The organism is Ralstonia mannitolilytica (assembly GCF_000954135.1).
Lineage (GTDB): Bacteria > Pseudomonadota > Gammaproteobacteria > Burkholderiales > Burkholderiaceae > Ralstonia > Ralstonia mannitolilytica.
The window spans coordinates 2,735,430-2,760,388 of sequence record NZ_CP010799.1 but is presented as its reverse complement, the minus strand read 5'-3'; the positions used below and the strand labels follow the sequence as shown (position 1 = coordinate 2,760,388).

The 24,959-nt window shown below is 61.3% G+C and carries 25 protein-coding genes, 1 tRNA gene and 2 pseudogenes; 10 read left to right on the top strand and 18 right to left on the bottom strand.

Going from position 1 to position 24,959, the window contains the following annotated elements:
- Nucleotides 1–230: 230 nt before the first annotated feature.
- Nucleotides 231–1,319 (bottom strand): endonuclease NucS domain-containing protein, encoded by a 1,089-nt coding sequence (locus TK49_RS13030; protein WP_045787078.1) that lies wholly within the window; start codon nucleotides 1,317–1,319, stop codon nucleotides 231–233.
- Nucleotides 1,320–1,496: 177 nt separating this feature from the next.
- Between TK49_RS13030 and TK49_RS24970 the strand changes: the two are divergent.
- Nucleotides 1,497–1,720, top strand: a pseudogene (locus TK49_RS24970) (GNAT family N-acetyltransferase); the annotation flags it as partial.
- Between the two features lie 179 nt (nucleotides 1,721–1,899).
- On the opposite strand, the gene TK49_RS13025 reads toward TK49_RS24970, so the two are convergent.
- The 3 genes from TK49_RS13025 to TK49_RS13015 form a co-directional block, all read right to left on the bottom strand.
- Nucleotides 1,900–2,790, bottom strand: a complete 891-nt coding sequence (locus TK49_RS13025) for a recombination directionality factor (protein WP_045787077.1) — start codon at nucleotides 2,788–2,790, stop codon at nucleotides 1,900–1,902.
- Between the two features lie 88 nt (nucleotides 2,791–2,878).
- The gene (locus TK49_RS13020; protein ID WP_045787076.1) at nucleotides 2,879–3,874 is read right to left on the bottom strand and encodes a YqaJ viral recombinase family nuclease; all 996 of its coding nucleotides are present in this window, start codon (nucleotides 3,872–3,874) and stop codon (nucleotides 2,879–2,881) included.
- Between the two features lie 74 nt (nucleotides 3,875–3,948).
- On the bottom strand, nucleotides 3,949–4,914 hold the full coding sequence (locus TK49_RS13015; protein ID WP_045787075.1) for a DUF932 domain-containing protein: 966 nt from the start codon (nucleotides 4,912–4,914) through the stop codon (nucleotides 3,949–3,951).
- Between the two features lie 67 nt (nucleotides 4,915–4,981).
- Here TK49_RS13015 and TK49_RS13010 point away from each other — a divergent pair, with 67 nt between their 5' ends.
- Nucleotides 4,982–5,215 carry a hypothetical protein gene (locus TK49_RS13010; protein WP_157774000.1) on the top strand — a complete coding sequence of 78 codons (234 nt, stop codon included), beginning with the start codon at nucleotides 4,982–4,984 and terminating at the stop codon, nucleotides 5,213–5,215.
- Nucleotides 5,216–5,531: 316 nt separating this feature from the next.
- On the top strand, nucleotides 5,532–6,776 hold the full coding sequence (locus tag TK49_RS13005) for a lysozyme inhibitor LprI family protein (RefSeq protein WP_045787073.1): 1,245 nt from the start codon (nucleotides 5,532–5,534) through the stop codon (nucleotides 6,774–6,776).
- A gap of 376 nt (nucleotides 6,777–7,152) precedes the next feature.
- Here the strand turns inward: TK49_RS13005 and TK49_RS13000 are convergent, their stop codons facing one another.
- The 3 genes from TK49_RS13000 to TK49_RS12990 form a co-directional block, all read right to left on the bottom strand.
- A complete protein-coding gene (locus TK49_RS13000) occupies nucleotides 7,153–7,638 on the bottom strand; it encodes a DUF6998 domain-containing protein (protein ID WP_052698609.1) in 486 nt (161 codons plus the stop codon).
- Between the two features lie 25 nt (nucleotides 7,639–7,663).
- The gene (locus TK49_RS12995) at nucleotides 7,664–8,287 is read right to left on the bottom strand and encodes a PIN domain-containing protein (protein WP_045787072.1); all 624 of its coding nucleotides are present in this window, start codon (nucleotides 8,285–8,287) and stop codon (nucleotides 7,664–7,666) included.
- A 146-nt stretch (nucleotides 8,288–8,433) separates the two neighbouring features.
- Nucleotides 8,434–8,844 (bottom strand): plasmid pRiA4b ORF-3 family protein, encoded by a 411-nt coding sequence (locus TK49_RS12990; protein ID WP_240479881.1) that lies wholly within the window; start codon nucleotides 8,842–8,844, stop codon nucleotides 8,434–8,436.
- On the opposite strand from TK49_RS12990, the pseudogene TK49_RS12985 reads away from it, so the two are divergent.
- Nucleotides 8,835–9,146: pseudogene (locus tag TK49_RS12985) on the top strand (exonuclease domain-containing protein); the annotation flags it as partial. The gene TK49_RS12990 and the pseudogene TK49_RS12985 sit on opposite strands and share 10 nt — an antisense overlap.
- A gap of 408 nt (nucleotides 9,147–9,554) precedes the next feature.
- On the opposite strand, the gene TK49_RS12980 reads toward TK49_RS12985, so the two are convergent.
- The 7 genes from TK49_RS12980 to TK49_RS12955 form a co-directional block, all read right to left on the bottom strand.
- A complete protein-coding gene (locus TK49_RS12980) occupies nucleotides 9,555–11,993 on the bottom strand; it encodes a DNA primase family protein (protein WP_045787071.1) in 2,439 nt (812 codons plus the stop codon).
- A complete protein-coding gene (locus TK49_RS24965; protein ID WP_240479880.1) occupies nucleotides 11,986–12,381 on the bottom strand; it encodes a helix-turn-helix domain-containing protein in 396 nt (131 codons plus the stop codon). Before TK49_RS24965 ends, TK49_RS12980 begins: the two co-directional genes overlap by 8 nt.
- Nucleotides 12,315–13,580 carry an IS256 family transposase gene (locus TK49_RS12975; protein ID WP_045220114.1) on the bottom strand — a complete coding sequence of 422 codons (1,266 nt, stop codon included), beginning with the start codon at nucleotides 13,578–13,580 and terminating at the stop codon, nucleotides 12,315–12,317. The genes TK49_RS24965 and TK49_RS12975 overlap by 67 nt, the downstream gene beginning before the upstream one ends.
- A 228-nt stretch (nucleotides 13,581–13,808) precedes the next feature.
- Nucleotides 13,809–14,792 (bottom strand): DUF6387 family protein, encoded by a 984-nt coding sequence (locus TK49_RS12970; protein WP_045787070.1) that lies wholly within the window; start codon nucleotides 14,790–14,792, stop codon nucleotides 13,809–13,811.
- Between the two features lie 122 nt (nucleotides 14,793–14,914).
- Nucleotides 14,915–14,991 (bottom strand) — tRNA-Pro (locus TK49_RS12965).
- A gap of 35 nt (nucleotides 14,992–15,026) precedes the next feature.
- Nucleotides 15,027–15,848, bottom strand: a complete 822-nt coding sequence (locus TK49_RS12960; protein WP_045787069.1) for a sulfite exporter TauE/SafE family protein — start codon at nucleotides 15,846–15,848, stop codon at nucleotides 15,027–15,029.
- A gap of 180 nt (nucleotides 15,849–16,028) precedes the next feature.
- Nucleotides 16,029–16,391, bottom strand: a complete 363-nt coding sequence (locus tag TK49_RS12955) for an ArsR/SmtB family transcription factor (RefSeq protein WP_045787068.1) — start codon at nucleotides 16,389–16,391, stop codon at nucleotides 16,029–16,031.
- A gap of 91 nt (nucleotides 16,392–16,482) precedes the next feature.
- Here TK49_RS12955 and TK49_RS12950 point away from each other — a divergent pair, with 91 nt between their 5' ends.
- On the top strand, nucleotides 16,483–17,343 hold the full coding sequence (locus TK49_RS12950; protein ID WP_045787067.1) for an MBL fold metallo-hydrolase: 861 nt from the start codon (nucleotides 16,483–16,485) through the stop codon (nucleotides 17,341–17,343).
- Between the two features lie 3 nt (nucleotides 17,344–17,346).
- Here TK49_RS12950 and TK49_RS12945 read toward each other — a convergent pair whose 3' ends face one another.
- Nucleotides 17,347–18,243: a LysR family transcriptional regulator ArgP gene (locus tag TK49_RS12945; protein WP_045787066.1), complete on the bottom strand. Its 897-nt coding sequence runs from the start codon at nucleotides 18,241–18,243 to the stop codon at nucleotides 17,347–17,349.
- 74 nt (nucleotides 18,244–18,317) lie between these two features.
- On the opposite strand from TK49_RS12945, the gene TK49_RS12940 reads away from it, so the two are divergent.
- A complete protein-coding gene (locus TK49_RS12940; RefSeq protein WP_045787065.1) occupies nucleotides 18,318–18,968 on the top strand; it encodes a LysE/ArgO family amino acid transporter in 651 nt (216 codons plus the stop codon).
- A 51-nt stretch (nucleotides 18,969–19,019) separates the two neighbouring features.
- On the opposite strand, the gene TK49_RS12935 is transcribed toward TK49_RS12940, so the two are convergent.
- Nucleotides 19,020–19,253: a hypothetical protein gene (locus tag TK49_RS12935; protein ID WP_045787064.1), complete on the bottom strand. Its 234-nt coding sequence runs from the start codon at nucleotides 19,251–19,253 to the stop codon at nucleotides 19,020–19,022.
- A 340-nt stretch (nucleotides 19,254–19,593) separates the two neighbouring features.
- Here TK49_RS12935 and TK49_RS12930 point away from each other — a divergent pair, with 340 nt between their 5' ends.
- A complete protein-coding gene (locus tag TK49_RS12930; RefSeq protein WP_045787063.1) occupies nucleotides 19,594–20,031 on the top strand; it encodes a CBS domain-containing protein in 438 nt (145 codons plus the stop codon).
- 109 nt (nucleotides 20,032–20,140) lie between these two features.
- On the top strand, nucleotides 20,141–20,974 hold the full coding sequence (locus TK49_RS12925; RefSeq protein ID WP_045787062.1) for an aldo/keto reductase: 834 nt from the start codon (nucleotides 20,141–20,143) through the stop codon (nucleotides 20,972–20,974).
- Between the two features lie 4 nt (nucleotides 20,975–20,978).
- Here the strand turns inward: TK49_RS12925 and TK49_RS12920 are convergent, their stop codons facing one another.
- Entirely contained in the window at nucleotides 20,979–21,395 is a 417-nt protein-coding gene (locus tag TK49_RS12920; RefSeq protein ID WP_045787061.1) for a hypothetical protein, read from the bottom strand.
- 311 nt (nucleotides 21,396–21,706) lie between these two features.
- On the opposite strand from TK49_RS12920, the gene TK49_RS12915 reads away from it, so the two are divergent.
- Nucleotides 21,707–22,405 carry an HAD-IA family hydrolase gene (locus tag TK49_RS12915; RefSeq protein ID WP_045787060.1) on the top strand — a complete coding sequence of 233 codons (699 nt, stop codon included), beginning with the start codon at nucleotides 21,707–21,709 and terminating at the stop codon, nucleotides 22,403–22,405.
- The gene (locus TK49_RS12910; RefSeq protein ID WP_045787059.1) at nucleotides 22,402–23,595 is read left to right on the top strand and encodes a M20 aminoacylase family protein; all 1,194 of its coding nucleotides are present in this window, start codon (nucleotides 22,402–22,404) and stop codon (nucleotides 23,593–23,595) included. The genes TK49_RS12915 and TK49_RS12910 overlap by 4 nt, the downstream gene beginning before the upstream one ends.
- Nucleotides 23,596–23,633: 38 nt before the next feature.
- Here TK49_RS12910 and TK49_RS12905 read toward each other — a convergent pair whose 3' ends face one another.
- Nucleotides 23,634–24,959, bottom strand: a complete 1,326-nt coding sequence (locus TK49_RS12905) for an NAD(P)/FAD-dependent oxidoreductase (protein WP_045787058.1) — start codon at nucleotides 24,957–24,959, stop codon at nucleotides 23,634–23,636.

Below are 24,959 nucleotides of genomic sequence, written 5' to 3'. Positions count from 1 at the left end.
CAGCACCAAACGATCTACCCCACCAGTCTGAAGGTGAAGCTCGACCAGAAGGCCGAAGCCGGGAGGTGCAGCATGATCTTTCTCACGGCATTCTTTGGGCTAGTAGTCGTGCCCTCCGGCCTCTGCGTACTCGGTGCCTTCCGGTTGTGGGGCGGGCACAAGCTACTACGGCCGCTCTACGGGGGGGGGCGCACGTCGCTCCCAGAATCACGGGAGCTTTTTAGATTCGATCAGGTACCGAACGACTCGTGGAGATATTTCAACGTAGCCTCGTCTCGGAGTTTGCAGACGACTTGCTGGTTGGCGAAGATCCCGGAATATTTCTTTGCTTGCTCTCTCGGTAGAGCATTAATCCACCGGACGCCTACGACATATTCAGACAGTTCTTCGCTGTCGGCATTTTCATCAGGGCGTTCGGCTCTCAGTCCAGCATCGAGCAGAGAGGTATCTGTGCCCGGGACATTAAAATTACGAATCATGACAGCGGTACTTTCAACCTCGCCGAGCCCAACGTAGCCTATCCCCTTCATATAAGCGTAGAACTTGTCTCCAACGGAAAGCCGTTTCAAGGCGGATGAGTAGCTGGTGCCTTGTCCTGCGCCGATGAACTTAAATTCCCGGTTGTCGTCCCAGTTCCGATGTGGTCCTTCCCCGACGTTAACAAACCAATAGCCAGTCCAATCGCTGGCGACGTTGGAAATCTTGCGTTGCTTGATTTCCTTCTTCTCAATGTAATCTTTGGCCTCGGGTAGTGGGATCAGCGTCTCTGGCTTGATGAACAGTCTATCGTTATGATCAAGGTATGGGGCCAGGCGGGTGCATTGGATATCCACGTCGAAGTCACGCAGCCAGAGCACGGCCGAAATGACCTCGGGATTGAACTCTTTCGAGACCAGGATTATTCGCTGAGCATTATTCAGCGATTCGATTTCCGCAAAAATAAATTCCTGAATGGCCTTCGAGGCGTCTGCTTCAGTGATCCCTTTGTATTGGGCATATTGCTTAAAGATGTCTCCCGGCGAAAAGGTCGAGCAGTACGATGCGTATTTGATTGCCTGCCACTCCACTGATGAGCCCGAGTCGTCTCGCTTGAGCTCAACGACGACCAGTGCTGCATCCTTGTCGATACACAGCAAGTCGAGCCGCTTCCCAGAGGACAGCGTTACCTCCTTCCCAATAACCAGTAAGTCCTCGCCGAGGATACTGGGGCTCTCCGCGATCCATTCCTGGATGTCAAAGCGTTCTCGCAAGTTGAGTTCAGAGAAGCTCGTCTGACGAAGTTCGATTAGCTTTTTGTTGGCAATGTCGACCTGAAACATGCGTTCTCACTTGAGAGATGCTGATGGTGGGTTGTCGCTACCGTCGTGGCAGTCACAGTACTTCTTTTCATTGTATATTAGGAAATGCTTACGCACGAAAACCCCTGTGGTGCAAGGATTTCGGCCAGATCATTGCCCACGAGATTTTAAATTTCGTGAGCAAATACCCGAGACTTTGGGCACCCTGAGCGTCTGACGGCTGCGGTGGATGAGGTGGCCGCACAACCGGCAAGTCCATACTCGTACTCGATACAGTTACCGGGGGCGATGCTGAAAGGCTTTATGAGCGGGCAGGTTTGCAACGTGTCGGAGACATGCTCAACTATGCACTGATACCCGACGGAGAGCTCTGTGGGGACGGACTACATTCTTCAACAAGCAACCACCTTAGGCTCGCCTGACTGCCCCCATACACACGTCGCCGACAACCTAAAAAAGCCCCCGCCGAGCGAGAGCGAACGAGCGCATCAGCGCCCAAGGAGATGGGTCAGCAGCTTGTGTCCAAGCCACAGCCAAGCCACGCCAACGACAATCAAGATCGCCGGGGCACCGATCAGCAACAGAATGATGCCCAGGAAGATCACGATGCCTCCCCAGTGCTGGCTGTAGCCTTGCGGTCCAGTTTGTCTTTCAGCGTGGTTGCCGTGTTGACTGGCTCCTGATTGCCTACCTCGTTGTTGTTGTAGAACTCATCAACGATGGCCGGAATCTCTTCTTCGGTTTCCTCGAACGGACCATCTCCAAAACCAGCTTTTGCCACCGCATCTAGCGCAGCCTGATCGAAGCCGGAAGCCTTGCGGCGAGCGTCAACCTCCCGAGCTTCGGCGATAGCGTCCTCCAAGGACATGCTGCCCCGAACCGTTAAGTCAACGTAATAGATCGGCGCACGATGGCTTTGCGTGGTGGATTTCGCCCGCAGCCGCAGTTCCAACGGCAACGCTGCCAGCAGACCACCGGAGACGGCATGGAAGTAGCGAAGCCTGGCTGTCAGCGTCCGGATGCTGTTGAATCCCGTCGTGCGGAAGATGAAAGACCCCAACTCATCTTCCTCGCCGATGCGCACGTTGAGCCTGCCGTATGGCTTACACCCACCGTTGGCAAAGTCGCAGCCGTTCGGTGACGGGCAAGGTAACGATTGCAGCCCGCTGTCGGTGTAGCGGCGGCAGGTCTCACCATTGCCAACGCAAACTGGCCTCCCCGTTTGACGGTCGAACAAGCTGTACTCTGCCCTCAAGCTCAGATTTGGGTCATCGAATATCACGGTGACGGGGATCGACCGGAGCTTTCCGTTGCAGGCTTTGCGTAAGCCCTCGTCATATGGGTGCAGAACCCACCCGTCCTTGCCTTGCACCTGCGTTGTGATGGTGAACTGGTCTTCCATTTGTGGCAGACGCTTCCCGTTCTTCTCCACGACACGGCCTATCGAGATGCGGCCAAGCACAGGCGGTGTTATCGCCAAGTTCTTCAGCATAGATGTACCTCCATGAAAATTGCGCAAGCCCGCCCTCGACAGATCCGCAGGGCAGGCGCAGCACAGCCCCAGCGGATTAGGGCATTGGTTACAGGAACAGGAATCGGCGGCAGCCGGGTTTGGTGAGGGGGTAGCGTTGGAGCAGATCAGGCTGGTCTTGCAGGAGCTTGTCGGTATCCAGGCCCTGGCTGTCCTTGCTGCGCTTCCACGAGACTTCGCCGGTCTCGAACTTCGCCTTGGTGGCTTCGCCCATCGCTTGCTGTAGGCATTGCTTGAGTTGGGCTTCGAGCGTTGCCCGTTCAGCAATCTCGGCCCGGACAGAAACCAGATCGGCAAAGGCTGCTGACAGGCCTCGGTCTTCGGTGAAGTCGACGGTTTGGCCCGAGTCACGGGGATAGAGACACTGCAGGGCGGTCGCAGCCGAGTCCGAGCCGTCTGCTGGCGGTGGCGTGTCCGTCTCGACGTATCGCCAGAACCGGGCTTCTAGCTCGATCAGCCGAGCGATCAGGTCGTCGTCACGCTCGACTCGGTGGACTTGGAGTTCCTGGCCGCAGATCAGCACAGCCACATCGCCAGCACGCTTGCCCGTCACCGCCAGTTGATGCTGTACTTGGAGTTGAACGTATTCCGGCACCCCGTCACGCCAGAGCTTTGCTCCATTGATGCCTGCGGTCTTGCACTCCAGTATCTGCACGTCGGGACTGCCAACCACGTCTCGATCGATGTTGGCGAGCATGAACGGCACTGTCGGATGCTGAAGGACGGCATTGATCTTGCGGACCCGGTTACCTGTCTGCTGTGTGTAGGCAGCAGCGACGATGGGCTCCAACAGCGTGCCCCAATACACGGGCTCGGTTGTGTCCGTTGGATCAAGCTTCGGCAGGTTGGTATCTCGGCCTGTCTTCTCAAGCCAAAGTTCGAGCTGTGATTTGTACGGACTGAGTCCAACCGCCGCTGCTGCATCCGAGCCTCCGATACCTTGCTTGCGGACTTGTAGCCAGTCCGATCGACTCATGTCCTGCGTTGAAACTAGGCGAAGGGCTGGCCGCTTTCGAGATAGGGCATGTCCTGTGGCAATGCTCATGTTTCTCTCCTTCAATGAAGAAAGCCCGGCGAACCGAAGTTCAACCGGGCTTGTTCTGCTGCGGTGAATGGATGTCAGGCGATGAGTCGTAGTGCTTCGTCCCAGGCCTTCTGTTTCAGATTGGCCCCTTGACCGAACCACGCTGTGTCCCTGCGGTGGTCTTCGCTACGTGCACGGCGCTCGTGATCGACGAACTCGGTCACAGCGTTGACGAGACCCCATGCTGTCATGGAAGCCGAAGCCATGTCCGAGCCTTTGCCCCGACCGGAGAACAACTCGGATACAGCCTTGATAGCTCGGTCGTTCGTTGGTGCGGCGGATTGGTCGGCAGCCGTGCGGATCGGATAAGCCAGGACACGACGGAAATATTCGTGTGCCGTTTCGGGCTTCACCTTGCGTTCGGCCAGGGCCTTCATCCGGTACATGAACTCGTCCCAGTGCGAGGTGGCGATGCCAAGCTGACGCTTCACGGCCTGTGCGTCGAACTGGCTACGATGCGGCACCTTGATCGCACCAGCACTGTCACCCAGCGCAATTTGCAATGTGTTGTTGCACACGACACGAACCGAGGTGAACTGCGCAGTAGTCGCCAGTGTTCCGTCGCAGGCAGTGGCAAGCAGCAGGTAGCCGTTGACTTCGTCCCGACCCTTGAGCGTTGCTGACTGTCCGGTGCGGGCCAGTGCCCAGAGCTTTTTCCCGTCCTTCAGCACACCGGCAGTTTCCAACTGGTAGCCACCGACTTCTGTGAGGTCACGATAGAACTCAAGAATTTCTCGGGGCTGGACGACTTGATAGCGAGACGAGACAACCGACAGCGGGGCTTTGGTGTCGGATCGGTACAGCACCTTCTGCTCGGGGTAGGCATGGATGGAGCCCAGGCCATCGTTTCCGGCAACGAACCGGACATCGGCAGACTCGATATTCCAGTCCATGCCGGCGGCGGTGGCCCAAACTTCGAGCGGCTGGTTGGAAGCGAGTTTGTTGCCGAGGCCGTGCCAAGGGGTTTCGTCAACGTAGGCCATTGTTTGGACGAGATGCATGTGAACTCCTGTGTATGGACGAACGCATCCCCCGGACATGCCCGGTGATGCGTCAAGTGATGTGGGAATGAACCTGGCCAGGACGGCCAGGTGTTGCCGGGGAGAATCCGGCTATGGAAAGTTGCGGTTAAGCGAAAGCGTGGTCGTCGAAAACGTCACGGCCATCCGGATGCAGATGCCGCATGAGGTGGCCTTTCAAGCATGCGACGACTGCGGAGATGGCTTCGACGAGAACGACAAGCAGCAGGCTGACGATTGGTTTGTGCATGGGGTTTCCTTGGTAGTGAACGTGGATGGGTGATGCGCCTTTCTAATGTTCTTGTACCAAGGAAATGCTCGGAAATTGAGCAGTCAGTGTGAGGGAGTTTACCTATAAAAGTGCTTCATCGTGCATGCCAAACAGTGACCACGATCGTTGATGTTACTTGCCGGTGGTAGGTGCTCATTCGAGCGAGGCATTGTGCACATTGTTTTCACATAATTTGGTACGATTTGCGATCGATGCGCCGAAATATCTACGGACTGGCGGCATCGAGGCGAAAAAGAGGATGGGCGGGGCATAGGTGTGAATCGCCCGCAGACTAGGGATCGAAGATACCAAAAAAAGGGGGAAGTAAATGAAACGGCTCGTTCCGCTCTTGCTCGTAATTAGCTTAGCTGCCTGCTCCCAAAAACAGGAAGCTGCTTGTAACGGTGAGGATGCAAAATCATTGGTGGCTTCGATCATTAAGGACGGCTTGGTCAAGCAGGTCACGTCCGATTTCGCCAGCCAAGATGCGCACACAAACTTCAACGTTGATAGCGCTCTTATTAGAGCGACTGTAGATAAAGTTGTAATCACTATCGAAGACGTGCTTACAACAAAGAGTGACCCGAATAGCACGAAGAAATTCTGTGAGGGAAAGCTTAAATTAGCCGTGCCGACCGAGGTTGTGCAAGATGCGGATGCGGTTAGAAGTATGCTTTCGCTGAAAAATTCTCATCAGGATGCGATGCAAGAGGGTGTTGATTTCGATGCGAATGCGCTTAAATCATCACTCGACTATGACGTCCAGCCAACCGATGACGGAAAAAAGATTTATGCCGCTACAGATGGGAAAAGCTTGGCTGTTAAGTTTGCATCGACCCTGATTGAGCAATCTTTGCTGAAAACGACGCTAGAGAAGCGGAAGGCTGATCAAACGCAGCAGGAGCAGCAAAAAGCGATGCAGGAACAGCAAAAAAATATCGAGATTGCGCAAGCCCAGGCTGCAGAGGGCCAAGCGGCGCTGCAGAAAGCACAGGCAGATATTAAGGCTGCTAACGATGCGCTCAATGTTGTCTGGAATGCTGGAAGCAAAGAGTGGCGGCAAGAACTGTTGCCAGAGCAACGCTTGTGGCTGGCCCAACGAGAAAATGGTTGCAAAATCAAAGCTCTAGACAGCGGCAGTGCCGATTCGGTCGCCTTTCAGACAAGTAGGTTGCAATGCGAGGTTCAGATGACTGTTGAGCGAACCCAAGCTCTGAAGGCATCGCTCCAAAAGAATCTGTCGCAGCAATCGACTTCGCAGGCGCCAGCCCCCAATGCTGCCCTAGTTGGAACGCCTGCGCTAACGACCAGTTTCGATTGCTCGAAAGCAAGGTCTGATGCCGAGCGCCTGATTTGCAGCGATCCAGTACTAGCTTCGAATGATGTCGAGCTGGCGAAGATATTTGTCAGGGCGAAGGCGGCTGCGATTGATCAAACCGCTTTCCGTGAACGGGTTCGGCAACAATGGAACTACCGTGAACAAAACTGTCATGATCGAGAATGCTTGGTCCGCTGGTATGCAGACCAGAAAACGGTCCTGACACAAATTTCTCAAACAGGGAAGGTAAATTAATTCCGCCTTTCCAGGCCAAAGGCTTTTAGGGTCACCCCAAAGTGAGGAGCAACATATTGTGACCCTAAGAGCGGAAAATCCGGGTGGCTGGGGCAGTTGGAGGGTTAGGTCGCCCGATTTTTTCTTACTTATATATAAGGAAATGCTCGCAACCGGAGCCTCAGTATTGGTGCGGCTTTCCTGCGCTCCGTCGCCCACGAGTTTCCAAATTTCGTGGGCGGCTCGGAGGTTGCCGCCTCGCTGCCGACAAAGCTAGAAGAGCCTCAGCACCAACTTTCCGGCGATAACGAGGACATCCACTCCTCCAGAGTTGTCAATCAACTAGCCACTAGTTTGGCGAGCAACAAAATTCCCAAAGCCCACGCATCGGTGGCGTCTAGGCACGGAGCAAATCCGTCACGTCTACGACAGTGGGGTGCGCTAGGAGCGAAGGCCGGACATACAAAACATGGCCGTTCACATGCTTCCGATAGTCAGCAAGCTCGGCGACTGTCTGATGTGGGACCTTGATTGCGCACTTGATCTGCCAGTCGGATCGAAAGACAACGGCGATCAGGAAATCGAACTCCTGACGCTCCAAGTCCCTTATGGCGCTCAGTTGGCTTGATGCGGTATCGGATGAGAGTCGACGTCCCTTGATCTGGTATCGCATGCCCGCAGCATCTATCGCATCGTAGCCTTTCTTGGAGTTGCCGTCCAAAGCTAAACCGAGCCTCTGGGCGACAAGCCACTCTGTGTAATCACCTGTCGGATTGTTGCCCGTTCTCACTACCTGCCTACGCTTGAGCTCGTCCAGCACAGCGCTGTGCATGTTCAGTAGTTCCAAGACGGAACAGGAATCCATTTCACTTGCGTTGGTCATGCTGGTCCGATAGTGCGAAGACGTTTCAGAAGTGGTAACTCAGCACGTTGTTCGCCTCGGAAACCAGCTTCCGCTTGAACATGCTATCGATCAGCGCAGTCAACTTGGCCTCTGGCAACTTGTTGCCCAGCATTGCGCTCACGTGTTTGGTCAGTGTTGCTCGCTTCCGTGGCCTCTTATTCTTCTGAGTCTTGGCAAGGATGGTCTTGATGCGTTCGAGCTCGGAGCTGGCAGGGGCCGATGCTTTGGGCGGCGATCTGGGAGCCGGTACGGTTTGCATGACCGGTATCCCGTGGAGCTCTCCGACTGCCGCAATGCGTCTGCAAGGCACGCCTAGCGAACTGATATGGGCTACCAAAGGGTCGTAACCAGTGTCCTTAGCCAGGATGACGAACTCGCCGGCCTCCTTTCGCTCAAGAACCCGGCCCATATGAAAGGCGAGGTGGAAATCCAACGCATTCTTGCCGCTGCCCGTGACCCGATGCCATTGCACCCGTGAACCGAGAGGCTGCAATCGGCTTGTCAGGTCGAGCGATGCGCTCTTCTGGTTAGCACCACAGAAAATTGCGATCCGATAATCCGGCGGCACAAATTCAACGTCGATCGCTTGGACGTTCTCAAAATCCACCAGTAACAGTGGCTGCGTCATGTGACCCCTGCTTGTTTTGTTCTTGTCCCGGTCATTCTAGAACAACGCGGTCAGTGGATATGCTGTCACAGTAAGGCAGTCCGAGACCCATTGCGTCGGATAAGGGGTGCAATTGGACCAATGCCGGAACCCTGCCTGAAGCTTCCCTACCGAATCGCCCGCAACCTAGCATTCACCGCGTTCACGTCAAACCCGGCCGGATCAAAGATTCCACCGATCCATGTCCGATAGTCTTTGTGCTGATCGTGCTTCGGATTCGCCAGCGCCTCCAGAAACTCATCATAGCCCGATACGCCACCGACATCCTCTGGCGGGCAAGCGTTCTCGCCAGCAAGACAGACAGGCAGCGTCAGGGTCAAGTCCGGATTGCCCATGGCTTCCACGACGATGCGATGCCGCCAGTTGTCCCCGAAGTCATATTGGTACTCGAATTCGGTGTTCGAACCAAGTGCCTTGCTCAGCCGCACGCCCTTCTCGGACAGCGTGGGGTCATCAGGGTATTCGTCGCTGGGTGTGCCGTACTCGGTTCCGGCGAACGTGAACTGGTGAGCTTGCACTTCTGGGGATCTCGGCAGACCAGTCCTTTGCCTGTACGCTGCTCGCTTCGAGGCGGATCTACCCGCATGCCCTGAATCACAGGCTATCAACACTGGCGGACATGCTGCAACTGCCCAAGGCCGGGCGTGCTCACCGGGCAATGGCCGATGCTGAGGTGACCAGTCATCTATGGTTCCGGCTACAACAAGATATCGCTCAGATTTACGGTGTGAATCGGGTCGATTACGACCTCATGGCCCGTGTACAGGCTACCAGCAAGGCTCAGGTTCCGAGGTTCCTGCGTTCGCTGGGCGGAGGCTAGACGCCAACCCGGGTCATGACCGAGCCCAGGAAGAGCGGACGGTTCGGCTGGCAGCAACGGAAATGACGCCGACAGGGTGGGGCCAGGGGTGGGCAGAGGGGTGAGGAGACTCGAATAGGCCGAAGCAGAAAGCTCGGCTATCACGGTACTTTTATATTCTCGGGGTGGGTGGGGTGAGGAAATCTTCATAACATTTCTCATATATAGATGCTTCTATTGCTCCGGCTCAAATTTTTTTGGCTAGTTTTTCGTGAATCCCCCTCCCTGCTCACCCCAGAAGTGCCAAATGACTGATAAATAAAGGAAAAACTGAGAGTGGGGATGACAAGTCTCCCCACCCCTCTGCCTGCCCCATCCCTCCCCCCTGATGCCGGATGGTTTTGCCGGTACGGTCGACCTCTGTGCCGGTCACACGATGTAGTTGGCGGCGAGACTGGACACCCCAGCCGTTGTCGTTGCTTTTGTCGAATCGTTTGCCGGAGACATGCCCGTGTCGTATGACAGGTCAGCATTAAGAGCTGCATACTCGGCGGCGTCGCTTGTCACGGCGACTTTCCAATAGTTGTGGCCGTTCACTTTTTTCTGCTCGAACCCGAGCGCTTTCAGGGCTTTACCAAACGTGGAATCGTTGCGCGGTTGATAACCATACCGCCTGCACCACTGGGCATACAAAGGGTAAACATCCCTTGTCCGCATACCTCGTCCGTTGGGTGCCGGAACCAGACACTCCTCAGCAAACAACTGCACCGGGTTGGCTTCAGCCCGATATGTGGCGAGCGCCTCTTCGGACGAGGGGGGAATGGTGAACCGCTGTTGCCTTCGAAGCCTTCGCAGGCCTTCGACAGCCCAGTTCAAGATCCCCGGCAACTCCTCCATTAACTCCTGAGTCAGGTTGGGGTTCTGCTCGCTGGCGCTGAACTGACGATTGAACTGCAGGATGATCGTGCGCCGAAAGAAACCGTGGCTCAGGTCGTTCGTCCTCGGCAGGTTGTTGGTGGCTGCCATGAGGCGGACGAAGGGCCGGAACGAGAACGACGGCTTGAACTTGCGAGCGGCCTCGATGGCGTCACCCGCCACGATTGCCTTGATGAAGCCGTCGTTGATCATTGCGTCAGCAGCCATTTCCCCGGCGATGTTGACGAGCTTGCCGTCCAACTCGGCACGGACGTAGGGCAGATGAAAGCTGTCGAGCATGGCATTCGAGATGTTCTGTCGCCCCACCAGCGCCGCCACGATCGACAGGAATACCGACTTGCCGTTGGCGCCGGAGCCGACAAGCCAAAGCATCTTTTGCATGCCGGTGTCGGGCACGAGCAGGTAGCCCATCCACTCCTGAAGAAAGGCGATCTTCTCGGCCTTGTCGGGATCATCCCGAAAGACGCTTTCAAGGTAGGCCAACCATTTTGGTGCTAACGCTTCCGGCTGCCACTCAATGTTCAGGCGAGTCCGCAGACGATGCTTTGGGCTATGCGGCTCCAGCTCAAATGATTTCAGGTTCAACGTGCCATTCAACAAGCAGAGATGGTTTAGGTCCGGTGCGAACTCGTCCGTGGCTTGGGCTTGCTGAATAACTAGGAGGTCACCAAGCTGTTTGACGAACTGAGACGTTGCCGCATCGCCCAGGAACTCCACCAGCTTCTTGTCAACTTCCGCTACCTTGTCTAGCGCCTCGAAAGCTCCGGCCCGGTATCGGTGAAACTCGCTGTTTGCAAAGACCAGCCCGTCCTTGAAATGGGTATCCAGAAACGACCGCAAAACGATCGGATGCGGGATAGCCGAGGCCTTAAATTGAGCTGGCCACACGGCAAGTCCGGCCGGTGCTCTGGTTGGTTGTCCATTCGGCAACACGCAGCCGCCATGAGGGCAGCCCGTGTAGCCGTGGCGCTGAATCTCGGCGCAAGTAATTGGCCCAGATTGCGCCACGTGGCGTTCCAGTCGGCCGTCCACTTCGTCCTCATCATAGCGAGGGTGGCGCTGACTCGCCGCATGAGCGAATGCCCGCCCGCCTGCGAAGCGTCCGACATTGGAAAGCATGGCCCGCCACAGCGGTTCCGAGATAACTGCCTGGTTCCCGGGATCGGCAATGTAGCGTATGGCATGACAGCGTTTCAGGACCTCCGAAAGACCTGGCTGACCGTCATCGGTGACATCGGTGTCATTCGCCCGACCAGAACCGCTCGCCGTCGCTACATTGACCGTCTTTACCTTGTGCGTGCCGACCAGAGCAGCGCCCCGCGTGACTGGCACTTGCAGCAAAGGCGGCAGTGTAGTCATGTCGAGCAGCACTCCTTCGACGAAGCCACGGCCGTGGCCTTGCGCACCAGGCGGCATGCTCGGAACGAAGTAGATGCGGGAAGCGTCCTTGGTGGCGGGGTCGAGGTGGCCGCCCATCCACGCTTGCGCACGCAGCCATAAGTCCCCCCATTGTTCGGCCGGCACAGGCGCTGCCAAAAACACGACGATCCGATACTTCGGGTGCTCTTGGGTGTGGCTGTACGACGTATGCCAGAAGTAAGCGTAGCCTTCCAGGCGTTGATGGAAATGCTCAATCGGCGTGCCGTCGTCCACGTCCATGACGAGCGCAGTCACAGCAGCTACGCCGCTCTTGGACCGTTTCACGCCTTCGGGGTAGATGGCCGGAGACCAAGTCGGCCCACCTTTCTGCGGCAGTTGCAATGGCTTGCTGAACAACTCTACGAACTGAGGGATTGCCAGCGTGCGACGCACGGGCACGATATCGGTAGCTGACTGGAACGTCGAAAGCTCGATGGCCGCCGGGGCGGGGGCTGTTGCTTCGCCGTCAAGAACGATGTCGTCACTGTCGCCAGAGAGAGGGGTGTTAGCCATTTGCACCCTCCGCTGCGATTGCCTCGAAACCGGTGCCGTGGAGGTTGCGCCGGATGAACGCATCCAGATCTTGCCTGCGGTAGCGGACGTTGCGGCCCACTTTGACATAGGGCAGGTTGTAGCGCTGGGTGCAAGCCCACGTTGCGAGAGTGTTCGGCTGAACGCCGATGTAGGCAGCAGCTTCCTGGCGGGTCAGCAGGGCCTGGGCTTCAGGGGAAGAGGGAGCGGCAGATGCGTTGACATTGCAGCGGGGGCTGTCTGAATTTTTGTGTTCAAGGCTTTTTATTCGGGCTGCCGTTTCAGACGAGCCCGGTGGACATATTACGCGGCCGGTCGTGTAAAGCGCTCCCCATAGGCGATGGCGAACTGGTTCATGGCGTCTTTCCACTGCCTGGCTGCTCGGCCCCAGTCAGCCGTGATGTTGCGCAAGGCCAGCCACAGCAGCTTGGTGGCGGCATCATCGCTGGGAAAGTGCCCCCGCGTCTTGATGATTTTGCGCAGCTGACTGTGCAGGCTCTCGATGGCATTGGTCGTGTAAATCACCTTGCGCACCGCCGGGCTGAACGCAAAAAACGGAATGACGCGCTCCCAGGCCCGGCGCCAGGCCGCCACCACCGTGGGAAACTTCTGCCCCCAGGGACCAGCTTCCAGGGCATCGAGTTGGGCCGCTGCGGCTTCTGCGCTGGGCGCCGTGTAGATGGGCTTGAGCGCCGCTGCCAGCGCCTTGCGGTCCTTCCAGCTGGCATAGTCCAGGCTGTTGCGGATCAAGTGCACGATACAGGTCTGCAGCGTCGTGGTCGGAAACACCGCCCCAAGCGCCTCGGCTATGCCCTTGAGGCCGTCGGTGACGGCAATCAGGATGTCGGCTACACCACGGGTCTTCAGATCGTTGAACACCTTCATCCAGAACTTGGCCCCCTCGGTGTTCTCGATCCACAGGCCCAGGATGTCGCGGGTGCCGTCGGGCAGCACGCCCAGCGCCAGATAGATGGCCTTGTTGCGCACCACGGCATCCTCGCGGATCTTGACCCGCAGACAGTCGAAGAATACGACCGGGTACATCGGCTCCAGCGGGCGTGCCTGCCAGGCGGTGACCTCGGCCATTACCTCATCCGTGACGCAACTGATGAATTCAGGACTGACCTCGGTGCCGTACTGCTCGGCCAGAAAGCCCTGGATCTCACGCACCGTCATGCCCCGCGCGTACATGGCTACGATCTTGTCGTCAAAGCCGGTGAAACGCCGCTCGTGCTTGGGGATCAGGATGGGCTCGAAGGAGCCTGCGCGGTCGCGCGGCACTTCGATGCGCAGCGGCCCGTCCTGAGTCAGCACCGTCTTGGCGGACTTGCCGTTGCGCTGGTTGGCTGCATCCTCGGGGCGGGCGCTGCCGGGCGGGTAGCCCAGGTGGTACGACAGTTCTGCGCCCAGCGCCCGCTCGATCAGCGCTTTCTTCAGCGCCATGGTGGTGGCGTTGATCTGTTCGGCCGTCATCGGCGTGGTGCCGCCGGTCAGTTGTTCAATGAGTTCGTGGGGAATAGACGGCAGCGCCGCCGTGCCGGCTGCCGCCGGTTTCTTCTTGCTTGGCATAGATGCTCCTTTCCAACATGCTATGCCTCAAACACAAAATTCCTGACAGGCTCTTGCAGCGAGCAGTGCCAGACAGCACCTGCGTGAGAGGGGCTGTACGATTGCTGCCGATCGTTGATTGAAGAGTCTTCGAATACATGATAGTCCTAGGTCGTTTGACAACGGCAGCGATGCGCCGCCGTTGACCCGGACTATCGTGGTTTGAGCGATGTTGATCGAGAGCAAAAATTACGGGGAGTTTTTTCCCCCTTGACGGTTCTCCTCGAAGGCCATGCGGGTCATCACGTCGAGCCATGCCTCGCTCAGAAAGGTGGTTCGATGGTCCTCAAGCCATTCTTCGACTGTCTCCCATTCGTCTGGCGATGAGTCGTCGTGTAGCAATTCTTCCAGCATCCCGGCGCCGAAGTCTTTTTCGGTGAGCCTAGCGACCAGCTTCAAGTCGATGTACGGGATCAGGTGTCTATCCAGCCATCGATCAATCTCGGTTTGAACCCAATCGAGCTTCTCTTTCGAGGCATTCCTGCGGACCTTGCCGCCCGACACCTGGCGCCATTGCCTCAGCCACTTTGTAAAGTCGGCTAGCAGCAATGAGTCGTCCTGACTAAGGTCGATCTCCAGCAACGCACGTTGTGAAGTCGGATCCGTCCCGATGAAAGGCTGACACTGCGGAACTCCGTCCAAGGTGCCAAACAGCTCCCCGCTGAGGGCATCGGCGTGGGGTGGCGGTGGACCTTTGTAGTCCTGAGGCACAAGCTTGATGAACGTCGTCTCTAACGCGGTGGAGGCGTCAATCAGTCGAGGAAGCTTGAAAACGCAGCCCAGCGGGTTATCGAGAAGGGAAGCTGCAACATTGGCTGCTAGCGCTCGGACGTGGGAGAAATAGAACTCGGTCCCGGCCGGGATGACGCCGTTATCAGTGGTCGCCGTCGCAACCAGAAGTGCATCGAGGGAACTCCTGTTGCCTGCTTCCATATGCAGGTGAGCTACATACGAGCGGAGTGCAGTCGCATACAGGCGTAGATCAGCATCGCTGGGAGTCTCCATAGTCCGCAGCAGATCCGTGAAATGCCAAAGCGTCGAGCGATGGAGAATCAGGTCCCGCCACTGTGCATACGAGAACTTGCCAAGACCGGAGTAGTTCTCAAGCGAGAACTTTTTCAGTTCTTCCGTTGTGAATTTGCGACGACTCACCTTGGCCTCAGCTTGTTCCAAGAGGACGCATTCGGCTGCACTCCTGATGCCGAGATGGATGGGGATGCACTCTGGCTGTAACCCCGGCGTAACCCCAAAGAAAAAGGGTTCGCAGGCACTAACCCACAAACCCTTTTAGGTATTGGTCGGAGCGATAGGATTCGAACCTACGACCCTCTGATCCCAAATCAGATGCGCTACCAGGCTGCGCTACGCTCCGGAACCGGCGATTGTACCGCTTTCGCAACAATCCGGTCAAATAAAGGCCCTGGCGATCAATCCGAGCGCGACCACGCCCGCAAATGCGGCGAACCCGCGCTGCAGTGCGGGCCCGGCCAGATGGCGCGCAAAGCGCCGGCCGACAAGCATGCCGGTCAACGCACCGGCGGCAAACGGCAGCGCGACAGACCAATCGACATGCCCACCGATCGCCGCGGCAACCACGCCCCCCGTCGACACCAGCGCGATGACGGCAAGCGACGTGGCGACGATGGTCTGCATCGGCAGATCGGTGGCGCGGCGAAGCGCCGGCACGATGACGAAGCCCCCGCCCACACCCAGCAGGCCGGAAAGGAACCCGGCCCCCGCTCCGGATGCGGCGAGCGCGCGGGCACAGGGGAGCGTCCAGATGAGCCTGGCAGTCGTTTGATCGAGGTGGCAGGGCGGGGCGGCATGCCGATGCTGCGGTTCGGTATGGCCGGCGGCCTGCGCCTGACGGAACATGCGCATCGCCACATGGCCCAGGACGGCAGCAAACACGACGGTCAGCGGGGTATTCGGCACCCGGTGCGCGACCCAGAGGCCAAGCGGCGACGCCACGATGCCACATGCCGCCATCAGCGCGGCGGCCTTGTAGCGCACCTTGCCTTCGCGCAGGCCCAGCACCGCACCGAGCCCCGCTGACAGGCCGACCGCAAGCAATGCGATCGGCGCGGCCTGCTGCACGGACAGATGCAACCCGAAGATCAACAGCGGCACCGCCACAATGGCGCCGCCGGCCCCGGTCAGCGCAAGAATGAGGCCCACCACGGAACCGAGCCCCGCGCTGAGGATCCAGCCCATCTCCGACGGCGACATGCTCAGCGCCCCGCGACCGTGATGCCGCGCGGCGGTCGCCGCGGGCGCAGGCCGGCAGCCACGCCAATGCGCGCGGCGCAGCCCAAGGGCGGTACAGAAGGGAGTTCGGTCAGCATGCGATCTAGTGGAGGCCGCCGGGCAATCCGGCGGGTGCATCGATGGAAGGGTGCGGCAGGCGGCCTATGTGACCGTCTTCAAGACCTTGCCGCAGTACAGGGCGGAGAGCGTCTGCATGATCTGGATGACCTCGAAGCTCGCCAGCCGGTAATAGATGTATTTGCCTTCGCGGCGCGTAGCCACGAGGCCTTCATCGCGCAACACGCCCAACTGCTGCGACAGGCTGGGCTGATGCAGCCCCACCAGCGCCTCGAGTTCGCCCACGTTGCGCTCGCCCTGGGTGAGCTGGCACAGCAACAGCAGGCGGTCTTCGTGGGCCATGGCCTTTAGCACCGCACACGCCTGCGAGGCAGACGCGCGCAGCATGGAGATGGCCGCCTCGGGCAGCGGCACAACGTCGGGTGGGGCGGTGGTCGAATCGGTCATCGGGGCGGTGCGCAGGCGAAATCTGCGCTATTGGCAGACACAATGTCTGACGATATTCTATAAAAATATAGATTGTTTGCGAAAGCCCGCCATGCACGCCCAGATCGAACCGTTCTTCGACCCCGATACCTGCACCATGAGCTACGTGGTCCACGCAGGGCCGGGCACGCAATGCGCCATCATCGATTCCGTGCTCGATTACGACCCCAAATCGGGCCGCACGCGGACGCACTCGGCCGATCGTGTGGCGGCGTTCATCGAGACGCAGGACTTGCGCGTGCAATGGCTGCTCGAGACGCACGCGCATGCCGATCATCTGTCGGCTGCGCCGTACCTGCGTGCGCGCTTTGGCGGCCGCATTGCCATTGGCGAGTCGATCCGCGTGGTGCAGGGCGTCTTCAAGCCGATCTTCAACCTCGAGCCCTCGTTCCGGCTGGATGGCTCGCAGTTCGACCACCTGTTCGCGCCGGATGAGGTCTTCCGCATTGGTGAGCTTGAAGCCAGGGCGCTGGCCGTGCCGGGCCACACGCCGGCCGACATGGCGTATCAGGTGGGCGACGCTGTCTTCGTGGGCGACACGCTGTTCATGCCGGATGTCGGCACCGCGCGCTGCGACTTTCCCGGCGGCGATGCGGGCACGCTGTATCAGTCCATCCGCCGCCTGCTGGCGCTGCCGCCCGACACGCGGCTCTACATGTGTCACGACTATCCGCCCGCCGGCCGGGAGGCGATGTGCCAGACCACGGTGGCGGAACAGCGCCGCGCCAATATCCACGTGCATGACGGCGTGACCGAGGCCGAGTTCGTGCAGATGCGCACGAAGCGCGATGCGACGCTTTCCATGCCGACCCTGATGTTGCCCTCCATTCAGGTCAACATCCGCGCGGGCGCGCTGCCGCCTGCCGAACCGAACGGCGTGCAGTACCTCAAGATCCCGCTCAACGCGCTGTAGCGCTCACGGCGCCCGGAGCGCCGAGCGCGCCGCGGCCATCACTTCGCGGCTCAGCCCATCGAGCAATGTGGAAGCCGCCCGCGCGTATTGCCAGTGCAGCGGTACATCCAGCGGGGTATCGGGCACCAGCTCGACCAGCGCGCCGTCTTCAAGATGCGAGGCAATGAGCGCCTCTGGATGCATGCCCCATCCCATGCCAGCCAGCGCGGCCGCCACAAATGCCTGCGACGAAGGCAGCGTGTGGCGCGGCAGCTCGACATGCCGATGGCAAAGGCGCCGTGCCCAGCGCGTCTGCAGTTCGTCCTTGGTATTGAAGACGAGGCTTGGCGCCTTGGCGAGGGTGCCGGCGCCCACGCCGTCGGGGAAGTGCCGTTGCATGAATGCGGGGCTTGCTGCGGCCAGGTAGCGCATGGAGCCGAGCGGACGGCTGTTGCAGCCCGCGGCCGGGCGTGCCGTCGCCGTGACGGCCGCCAGTACCGCGCCGCTGCGCAGCCATTCGGTCGTGTGGTCCTGGTCATCGACCGCCACATCCATCAGCACCGGATGCGCTGCCGCAAAACCGGCAATGGCCGGGGCCAGCCATGTGGCGAGGCTGTCTGCATTGACAGCAATGGGCAGTGCCACACGCGCCTCGCCTTCAGGGGCCAGGGTGGGCAGCGCCTCGTGCAGCTCCTGTTCGAGCAGCCGTACGCGATCGACGTGCTGACACAGGCGCCGGCCCGTTTCGGTGGCGCGGCAAGGTTGATCGCGCACTACCAGCGCGCAGCCAACGCGCTCTTCCAGCAGCCGGATGCGCTGCGACACGGCCGAAGGTGTGACATGCAGCGCCCGCGCCGCGCGCTCGAAGCTGCCTTCGCGGATGACGGCGGCCAGCGCGGCCAAGGCGGAGTAATCGAGCATGGGAATTAGCAAAACTGAATCCGGTAAAGAAAAGATAGTTTGTCTTCATCGCAACGTGCCGGCAAGCTGCACGCATGACGACCGCACTTTCCTCGGCTCCGCCGATGTTTTCCGTGTTTCTGCAGGGCCTCGCACTGAGCCTCGGGCTGATTGTCGCCATTGGCGCCCAGAACGCTTTCGTGCTGCGCCAGGGACTGCGACGCGAGCACGTCGGCAGCGTGGTGCTGTTCTGTGCGATGGCCGATGCGCTGCTGATTTCAGCCGGCGTGCTCGGCATGGCGCATGCGCTGGGGGAGCGTCCAGCGCTGGCGAGAGGGCTGGCGGTGGCGGGCGCCGCCTTCCTGCTGCTCTACGGCGTGCAGGCGCTGCGGCGCGCACGGCATCCGCACCAGCTGAGGGCGGCGGCGGGCGGCGAGGGTATGAGCCGGGTCGCGGCGCTTGCGCAGGCGGCGGCCTTCACGCTGCTCAATCCGCACGTCTATCTCGACACGGTCCTGCTGGTCGGCAGCATTGGCGCGCAGCAGGCGGCCGGATTGCGCGGGTGGTTTGTGGCGGGCGCAAGCTCGGCCAGCCTCTTCTGGTTTACGGGGCTGGGGTTTGGTGCGCGATGGCTGGCACCGTGGTTTGCGCGGCCAGGGGCGTGGCGCGTGCTGGACGGCCTGATCGGCGTGACGATGCTCGTGCTGGCAGCGCTGCTGCTGCGTCACGCCGTGGCCGGGCTCTGATCGGCCCTCCATTGGCCGCCGAAGAGGCGGCCGACCGATGCGCCCGTGCCGTCACCGTAAGGCCGAGAGGCACCCCCTGCGGGCCGGCGTGCGCATGACGCCGAGCGACTTCAACAACGCATGTCCCTGAACCGTGACGCGCGGCTCGCTCAACCCCGAGTCCATCGGCTCGAGCGTAATGAGCTGATGTGCGAGCAGCGCCTCGATGTCGGCCATGTCGAGATCGCGGGGTTTGGACTCCTCGCACACCAGGACCAGCGCCGCAATTTCATGGGGGCTCAACATGGTTGTCTCCTGTGCTCCTTTCTCTTTATTGGATGGCCGGCCGCACCATGCGCGACGCGTTTGTACAAGCTGCGCGTAACGGCTACCGGCTTCACGCCTCGGCTGCATGGCCGCCACAGTGCCGCAACCGGCGGTTATGCGGCCTGCCACGCGCTTCACGTCGGCCTGGCGCGAGGCACCGTGCCCCGGGCGCGTGCGGTTACGCAATTGGCGTTCCCGCTGGCCGTGCATGAAGCGTTCGAATGGGTACGGCCCGTGCTGGGTGATCAGTGTTCCATCGGCGTAACGCGCCGGCGCCCTTGGGGCAACCGGTCATCCAGTCGGCGCATGAGGAGATTCCATGAGAGTTCGAGAAGCGATGACGCAGGACGTCAAGCTCGTCAATCCGGATCAGACCATTCAGGACGCCGCGCGGCTGATGTCCGAATGCGACATCGGTGCGCTGCCGGTCGGGCAGGGTGACCGGCTCGTCGGCATGCTGACGGATCGCGACATTGCCGTACGCGCGGTAGCGGAAGGGCGCGGGCCCGACACCCGGATCGGCGATGTGATGTCGCAGGAAGTGATGTACTGCTACGACGACGAAGACCTCGACCACGTCACGCACAACATGGGCAACATCCAGGTGCGGCGCCTGCCCGTGGTGAGCCGCGACAAGCGCCTGGTGGGCATCGTCTCCATCGGCGACATCGCGGGCTGCGGCAATCCGAAGAAGACGGGCCAGGCCGTGAGCGGCATTTCCACGCCCGGCGGCAGCCACTCGCAGACCGCGCACTGACGCGTAACTGCTTCAGCAGCGGGTAAGTTCTGAACGGACGCCTGCCGCCTTAACGACGCGCCGGGTCTCTTGTAGATTCGTGTCTGCCTCCCCAACCGGAAAGCGAGACATGCAACAAGTCACATTGCCCGATGGAGAACGCGTCCCGGCGCTCGGCATGGGCACGTGGAACATGGGCGACCGCCCGGCCGCGCGCGCAGAAGAAATCGCCACGTTGCGCCTGGGCCTCGACCTGGGCCTGCGCCTTATCGACACCGCCGAGATGTACGGCGAGGGCCTCTCCGAAACCTTGATCGGGGAGGCCATCGCCGGGCGCCGCGACGAGGTCTTCCTCGTCAGCAAGGTCTACCCGCACAACGCGACCCGGCGCGGCATTGCCGCCGCGTGCGAGCGCAGCCTGCAGCGGCTTGGCACCGACCGCCTCGATCTCTACCTGCTGCACTGGCGCGGCAGCGTGCCGCTCGAAGAGACCGTGCAAGGCCTGCAGGCCCTGCAGCGCGAAGGCAAGATCCGCCATTACGGCGTCAGCAACCTCGATCTGTCCGACATGGAGGAACTGTGGGAGGTGCCCGGCGGCGATGCGGTCGCGGTCAACCAGTTGCTGTACAACCTGAGCCGCCGTGGCATCGAATGGGACCTGCTGCCGTGGCTGCGCCAGCGCCGCGTGCCGGTGATGGCCTATTCGCCCATCGAGCAGGCGCGGCTGCTCCGGCACCCGAAGCTCGTCGGCTTTGCGCGCGAATGCGGCATGACGCCGGCGCAGGTCGCCCTGGCATGGCTGCTGGCCCGCGACGACATCATCGCCATCCCCAAGACCGGGCACCGCCGGCGGCTGAAGGAGAACGTCGGCGCGTTGTCGCACACGCTCTCGGCTGAGCAGCTCGCCGCGCTGGACGACATCTTCCCGCCGCCGAAGGGGCCGCGCGCGCTGGAGATGCTGTAGCGCTCTAGCGCGAGTTCGCCACGTAGCGTTCGTGTTCGACGTAGCCGGTGAGGTAGACGCGCGCTTTCTCGCGGGTGTCTTGCGTGACGCGGTCGGAGGCCCGGCGCGCGCCCGACGACGACATCTGCGTGCTGAGGTGGTCGCGGAAGGCGTCGTGCATGGCACTCAGGTCGCCTTCGCACGCGCTCAGGGCCGCTGAGACGACCGACTTGGCCTGGGCCGTGCCGGGGATGCCGTCTGCGGCGCGGCGCTGGACGCAGTCCATGTATTTGGCACGCAGCGCCTGCCAGCCGTTGTCGGCTGCGGCTGCGCTCGTGGTGTCTGTGAGGGCGGCGTCGGCTTGTTGCTGGGGCGTGCGTGAAGCGCACGCGGCAAGCAAGGCGAACACGATCAGAGGCGAGTAAAGGCGGGCGTCTTTCATGACATGGACTTTACTGCACGGCCACGCCCGCTGCGTAGTGCCGAAGTCGGCATTGGCTCACGCCGGTAACATTTGGAAACGAAAACGTGGCGGAAGGCTGGGCCGGATGTGAGGCGCGTTCGCTGGGGCTGATCTTCGTGCCGAACAATCGCGGCGCCCGGCGCACAAAAACGCAATTCGCTGCCGCGTCGTGGTCGGTGAACGGTACCATCGCCCGCACCGCTGCTTCTAAGCTTGATGCCGTGCAAGCGGGTTGGCGCGCCGGTCGGCCCGTTGTCTGCTTTCGGCGTTCACTCACTCAGGAGCATTTCATGGCCCTTCGGGATTTCAAGGTGCTGACTTTCGACGTCGTCGGGACGTTGATCGATTTCGAGGGCGGCATGCTCGCCTACCTGCGCCGCGCCGTGCCCAACAGCACGGTGACGGACGATGCGTTCCTCGCGGCGTATCGCGCAGCCCGCAAGCGCGGCCAGACGGAGTGGTACCCCGATGACCTCGTGCCGTGCTGGCACATCGTCGCGCAGCAGCTTGGGCTGCCCGATACCGATGCGCTTGCCAAGGGCTTTCGCGATTCGGTGGCCGAGTGGCCCGCGTTTCCCGACTCGGTGGAGGCCCTGCAGCGCCTGCGCAAGCGCTTCAAGCTAGTGACGATGACGAACGCGCAATCCTGGGCGCTGGCGCATTTTCAGCGCACGCTGGGCTCGCCATTCGACCTGCTGCTCTCGTGCGATGACGCGCTGTGCGAAAAGCCCGACCCGCGCTACTTCGCCTACGCGCGCGGCCGCTACGAAGGCGCCTGGGGCTACAGGCAGGCCGACAACCTGCACGTGGCGCAGAGCCAGTATCACGACATCGGCATCTCCAAGCGGCTTGGCATCGCCACGTGCTGGATCGAGCGTCGCCATGGCATGCCGGGCTCGGGCGGCACCATCGAGTCCGAACACACCGTGCCGGACTATCACTTCCACACGCTGGCGCAACTTGCCGATGCGGTGGAGGCTGGCCAATGAAGCCCGACGCCGTCGTGGAGCCCGTGGCGGACCTGCTGCCCGAACTCGTCGCCCTGCGCCGCGACCTGCATGCCAACCCGGAACTCGCGTACGAGGAACACCGCACCGCGGGCATCGTGGCGCAGTCGCTGCGGGTGCTGGGGCTCGAGGTGGAAGAGGGCGTCGGTGGCACCGGCGTGGTCGGCACGCTGCGCGGCGGCCGGAGCGGCCGCAGTGTCGGGCTGCGTGCCGACATGGACGCGCTGCCGATGGTGGAACTTGGCCGCGCGCCGCATGCCAGCCGCGTGCGGGGCCGGCACCATGGCTGCGGGCATGACGGCCACACGAGCATGCTGATCGGCGCCGCGCGCCAGCTTGCCCGCACGGGCATCGATGGCACGGTCCGTTTCATCTTCCAGCCCGCCGAAGAGGGTCAGGCGGGCGCGCGCCGCATGATCGAAGACGGCCTGTTCGAGCGCTTCCCGTGCGACAGCGTCTATGCCTTGCACAACTGGCCCGACCTGCCGCTGGGCCACGCACAGACGCGCCCCGGCCCGATCATGGCGGCCGCCGATCGCTTCGACATCACCCTGCGCGGACGCGGCGGCCATGCCGCGCAGCCGCACCACACGCCCGACGCCATCCTCGCCGCCAGCCAGCTGGTGGCACAGCTGCATACGATCGTGTCGCGGCGTATTGATCCGGGCGAATCGGCGGTGCTGTCGGTCACGCGCATCGAGGGCGGCCACAGCCATAACGTGCTGCCCGCCGAAGTGCGCGTGACGGGTACGGTGCGCAGCTTCGATGCGGCTTCACAAGACCGCATCGAAGCTGCGCTGCGCGACACGGCCCACGGCGTTGCGCTGGCCAGCGGCACGCAGATCGACGTCGAGTATCGGCGCTACTACCCGGCCACGATCAACACGGCAGCCGAAGCCCAGCTTGCCCTGGATGCGGCGAAGGCGATCGGCCTGCAGGCCGACATGGCGCCGCGCGCGGCGTTCACCTCGGAAGACTTCGCCTTCATGCTGCAGCAAAAGCCGGGTGCGTATCTGTGGCTCGGCCAGGGGCGCGCGGAGCCAGGCCCAGATGGCGAATACCCGCTCCATCATCCGTGCTACGACTTCAACGACGATGCGCTGCCGCTTGGCGTGCGCTGGTTTTGCGAAGTCGCCCGCCGCGCGCTGGCCGCCGTCCCATCCGGTTCCTGAACTGTGGCCATGTGGGATGGCCCCCCGGTATTGCCGCCCTAGAAGTCAGCGACCTTGCCCCAGGCCGAGTGCCTGAAGCGCGCCGGGTCGTAGGGGGCAGGGTCGAAGATCGGCTTTTCACCCGTCACCAGATCGGCAATCAGATGGCCGGCGCCGGGACCGATACCGAACCCGTGGCCCGAGAAGCCCGCGGCCAGGATGAATCCGGGGACCTCCGGGACTTCGCCGATGCCGGGCACGCCGTCGGGCGTGTTGTCGACGAAACCGGCCCAGGCATTGGCGATACCGGCCTGGCCGAACACCGGCAGCAGTTCGACGGCGCGGTCGTAGGTTTGCCTGACCGCGACCGGATCGGGCCGGGGGTCGAGGATCCGCATGCGCTCCATCGGTGTGGGCGTATCGAGCCGCCACCGCGCGAGGGTTTCGTGGCCCGCGCGAATGCCTTCCAACCCGCCGGGGAACACATTGCGCCAGCGCTTCGCGAACATCGGCAGGAACTGCGGCGCAAAGCGCAGCAGCTGCGCCGTCGGGTCGACGCGTCCGCGCCCGCTGATGGCGAGGTTGTAGCTGCCATCGCTGCGGCGGGTGATGGACACGCGCGCCGTATGCAGGGCGTCGGGCACCGGTTCGGTCACGCCGGTCACCCGCACGATGGACTGGCGAACCGTTGCCTGCGGAAAGCGGATGCCCAACTGGCGGCAGAACGACGAGGCCCATGCCCCGCCTGCAAATACCACGGTGCGCGTCTTGATGGTGCCCGCTTCGGTGACGACGCCGCTCACGCGGCCGCCCTCCACCTCAATGCCCCGCGCGGCGCAGTTCTGGTGCACCGTGCCGCCGAGTTTCATGAGCGCCGCTGCGACCGACGGTGCCGCCTTCGCCGGGTCGGCCGTGCCGTCGCTCGGTGAAAACACGCCGCCCTTCCACGTGCGGCCCGTCAGACGGCCCCGCTCGGAGGCCTCGCGGCTGCTCAGCATGTGCGTGGTCACGCCGGCCGTCCTGGCGAAATCGCGCCACTTCGTCCAGCGCGCGAGTTCGTCTTCGTCGTTGCTGAGATAGAGCAGGCCGCAGCGGCGGAAACCCGTGTCTTCGCCGGTGTCTGCGGCAAATTGCTCCCACAGTTCAAGGCTCTTGGTGGCCATCGGCAGCTCGCGCGCATCGCGGTTTTGCTGCCGGCACCAGCCCCAGTTGCGGCTCGACTGTTCGGCGCCGATGCGGCCCTTTTCGACGACGGCCACCGACACGCCGCGCCGGGCCAGGTAGTAGGCGGCAAACACGCCGATGATGCCGCCGCCGATCACGACGACGTCGGCTTGCGCTGGCAGGGAAGAGGCGCTCTCGATGAGACGCAGCGGCTGGGACAT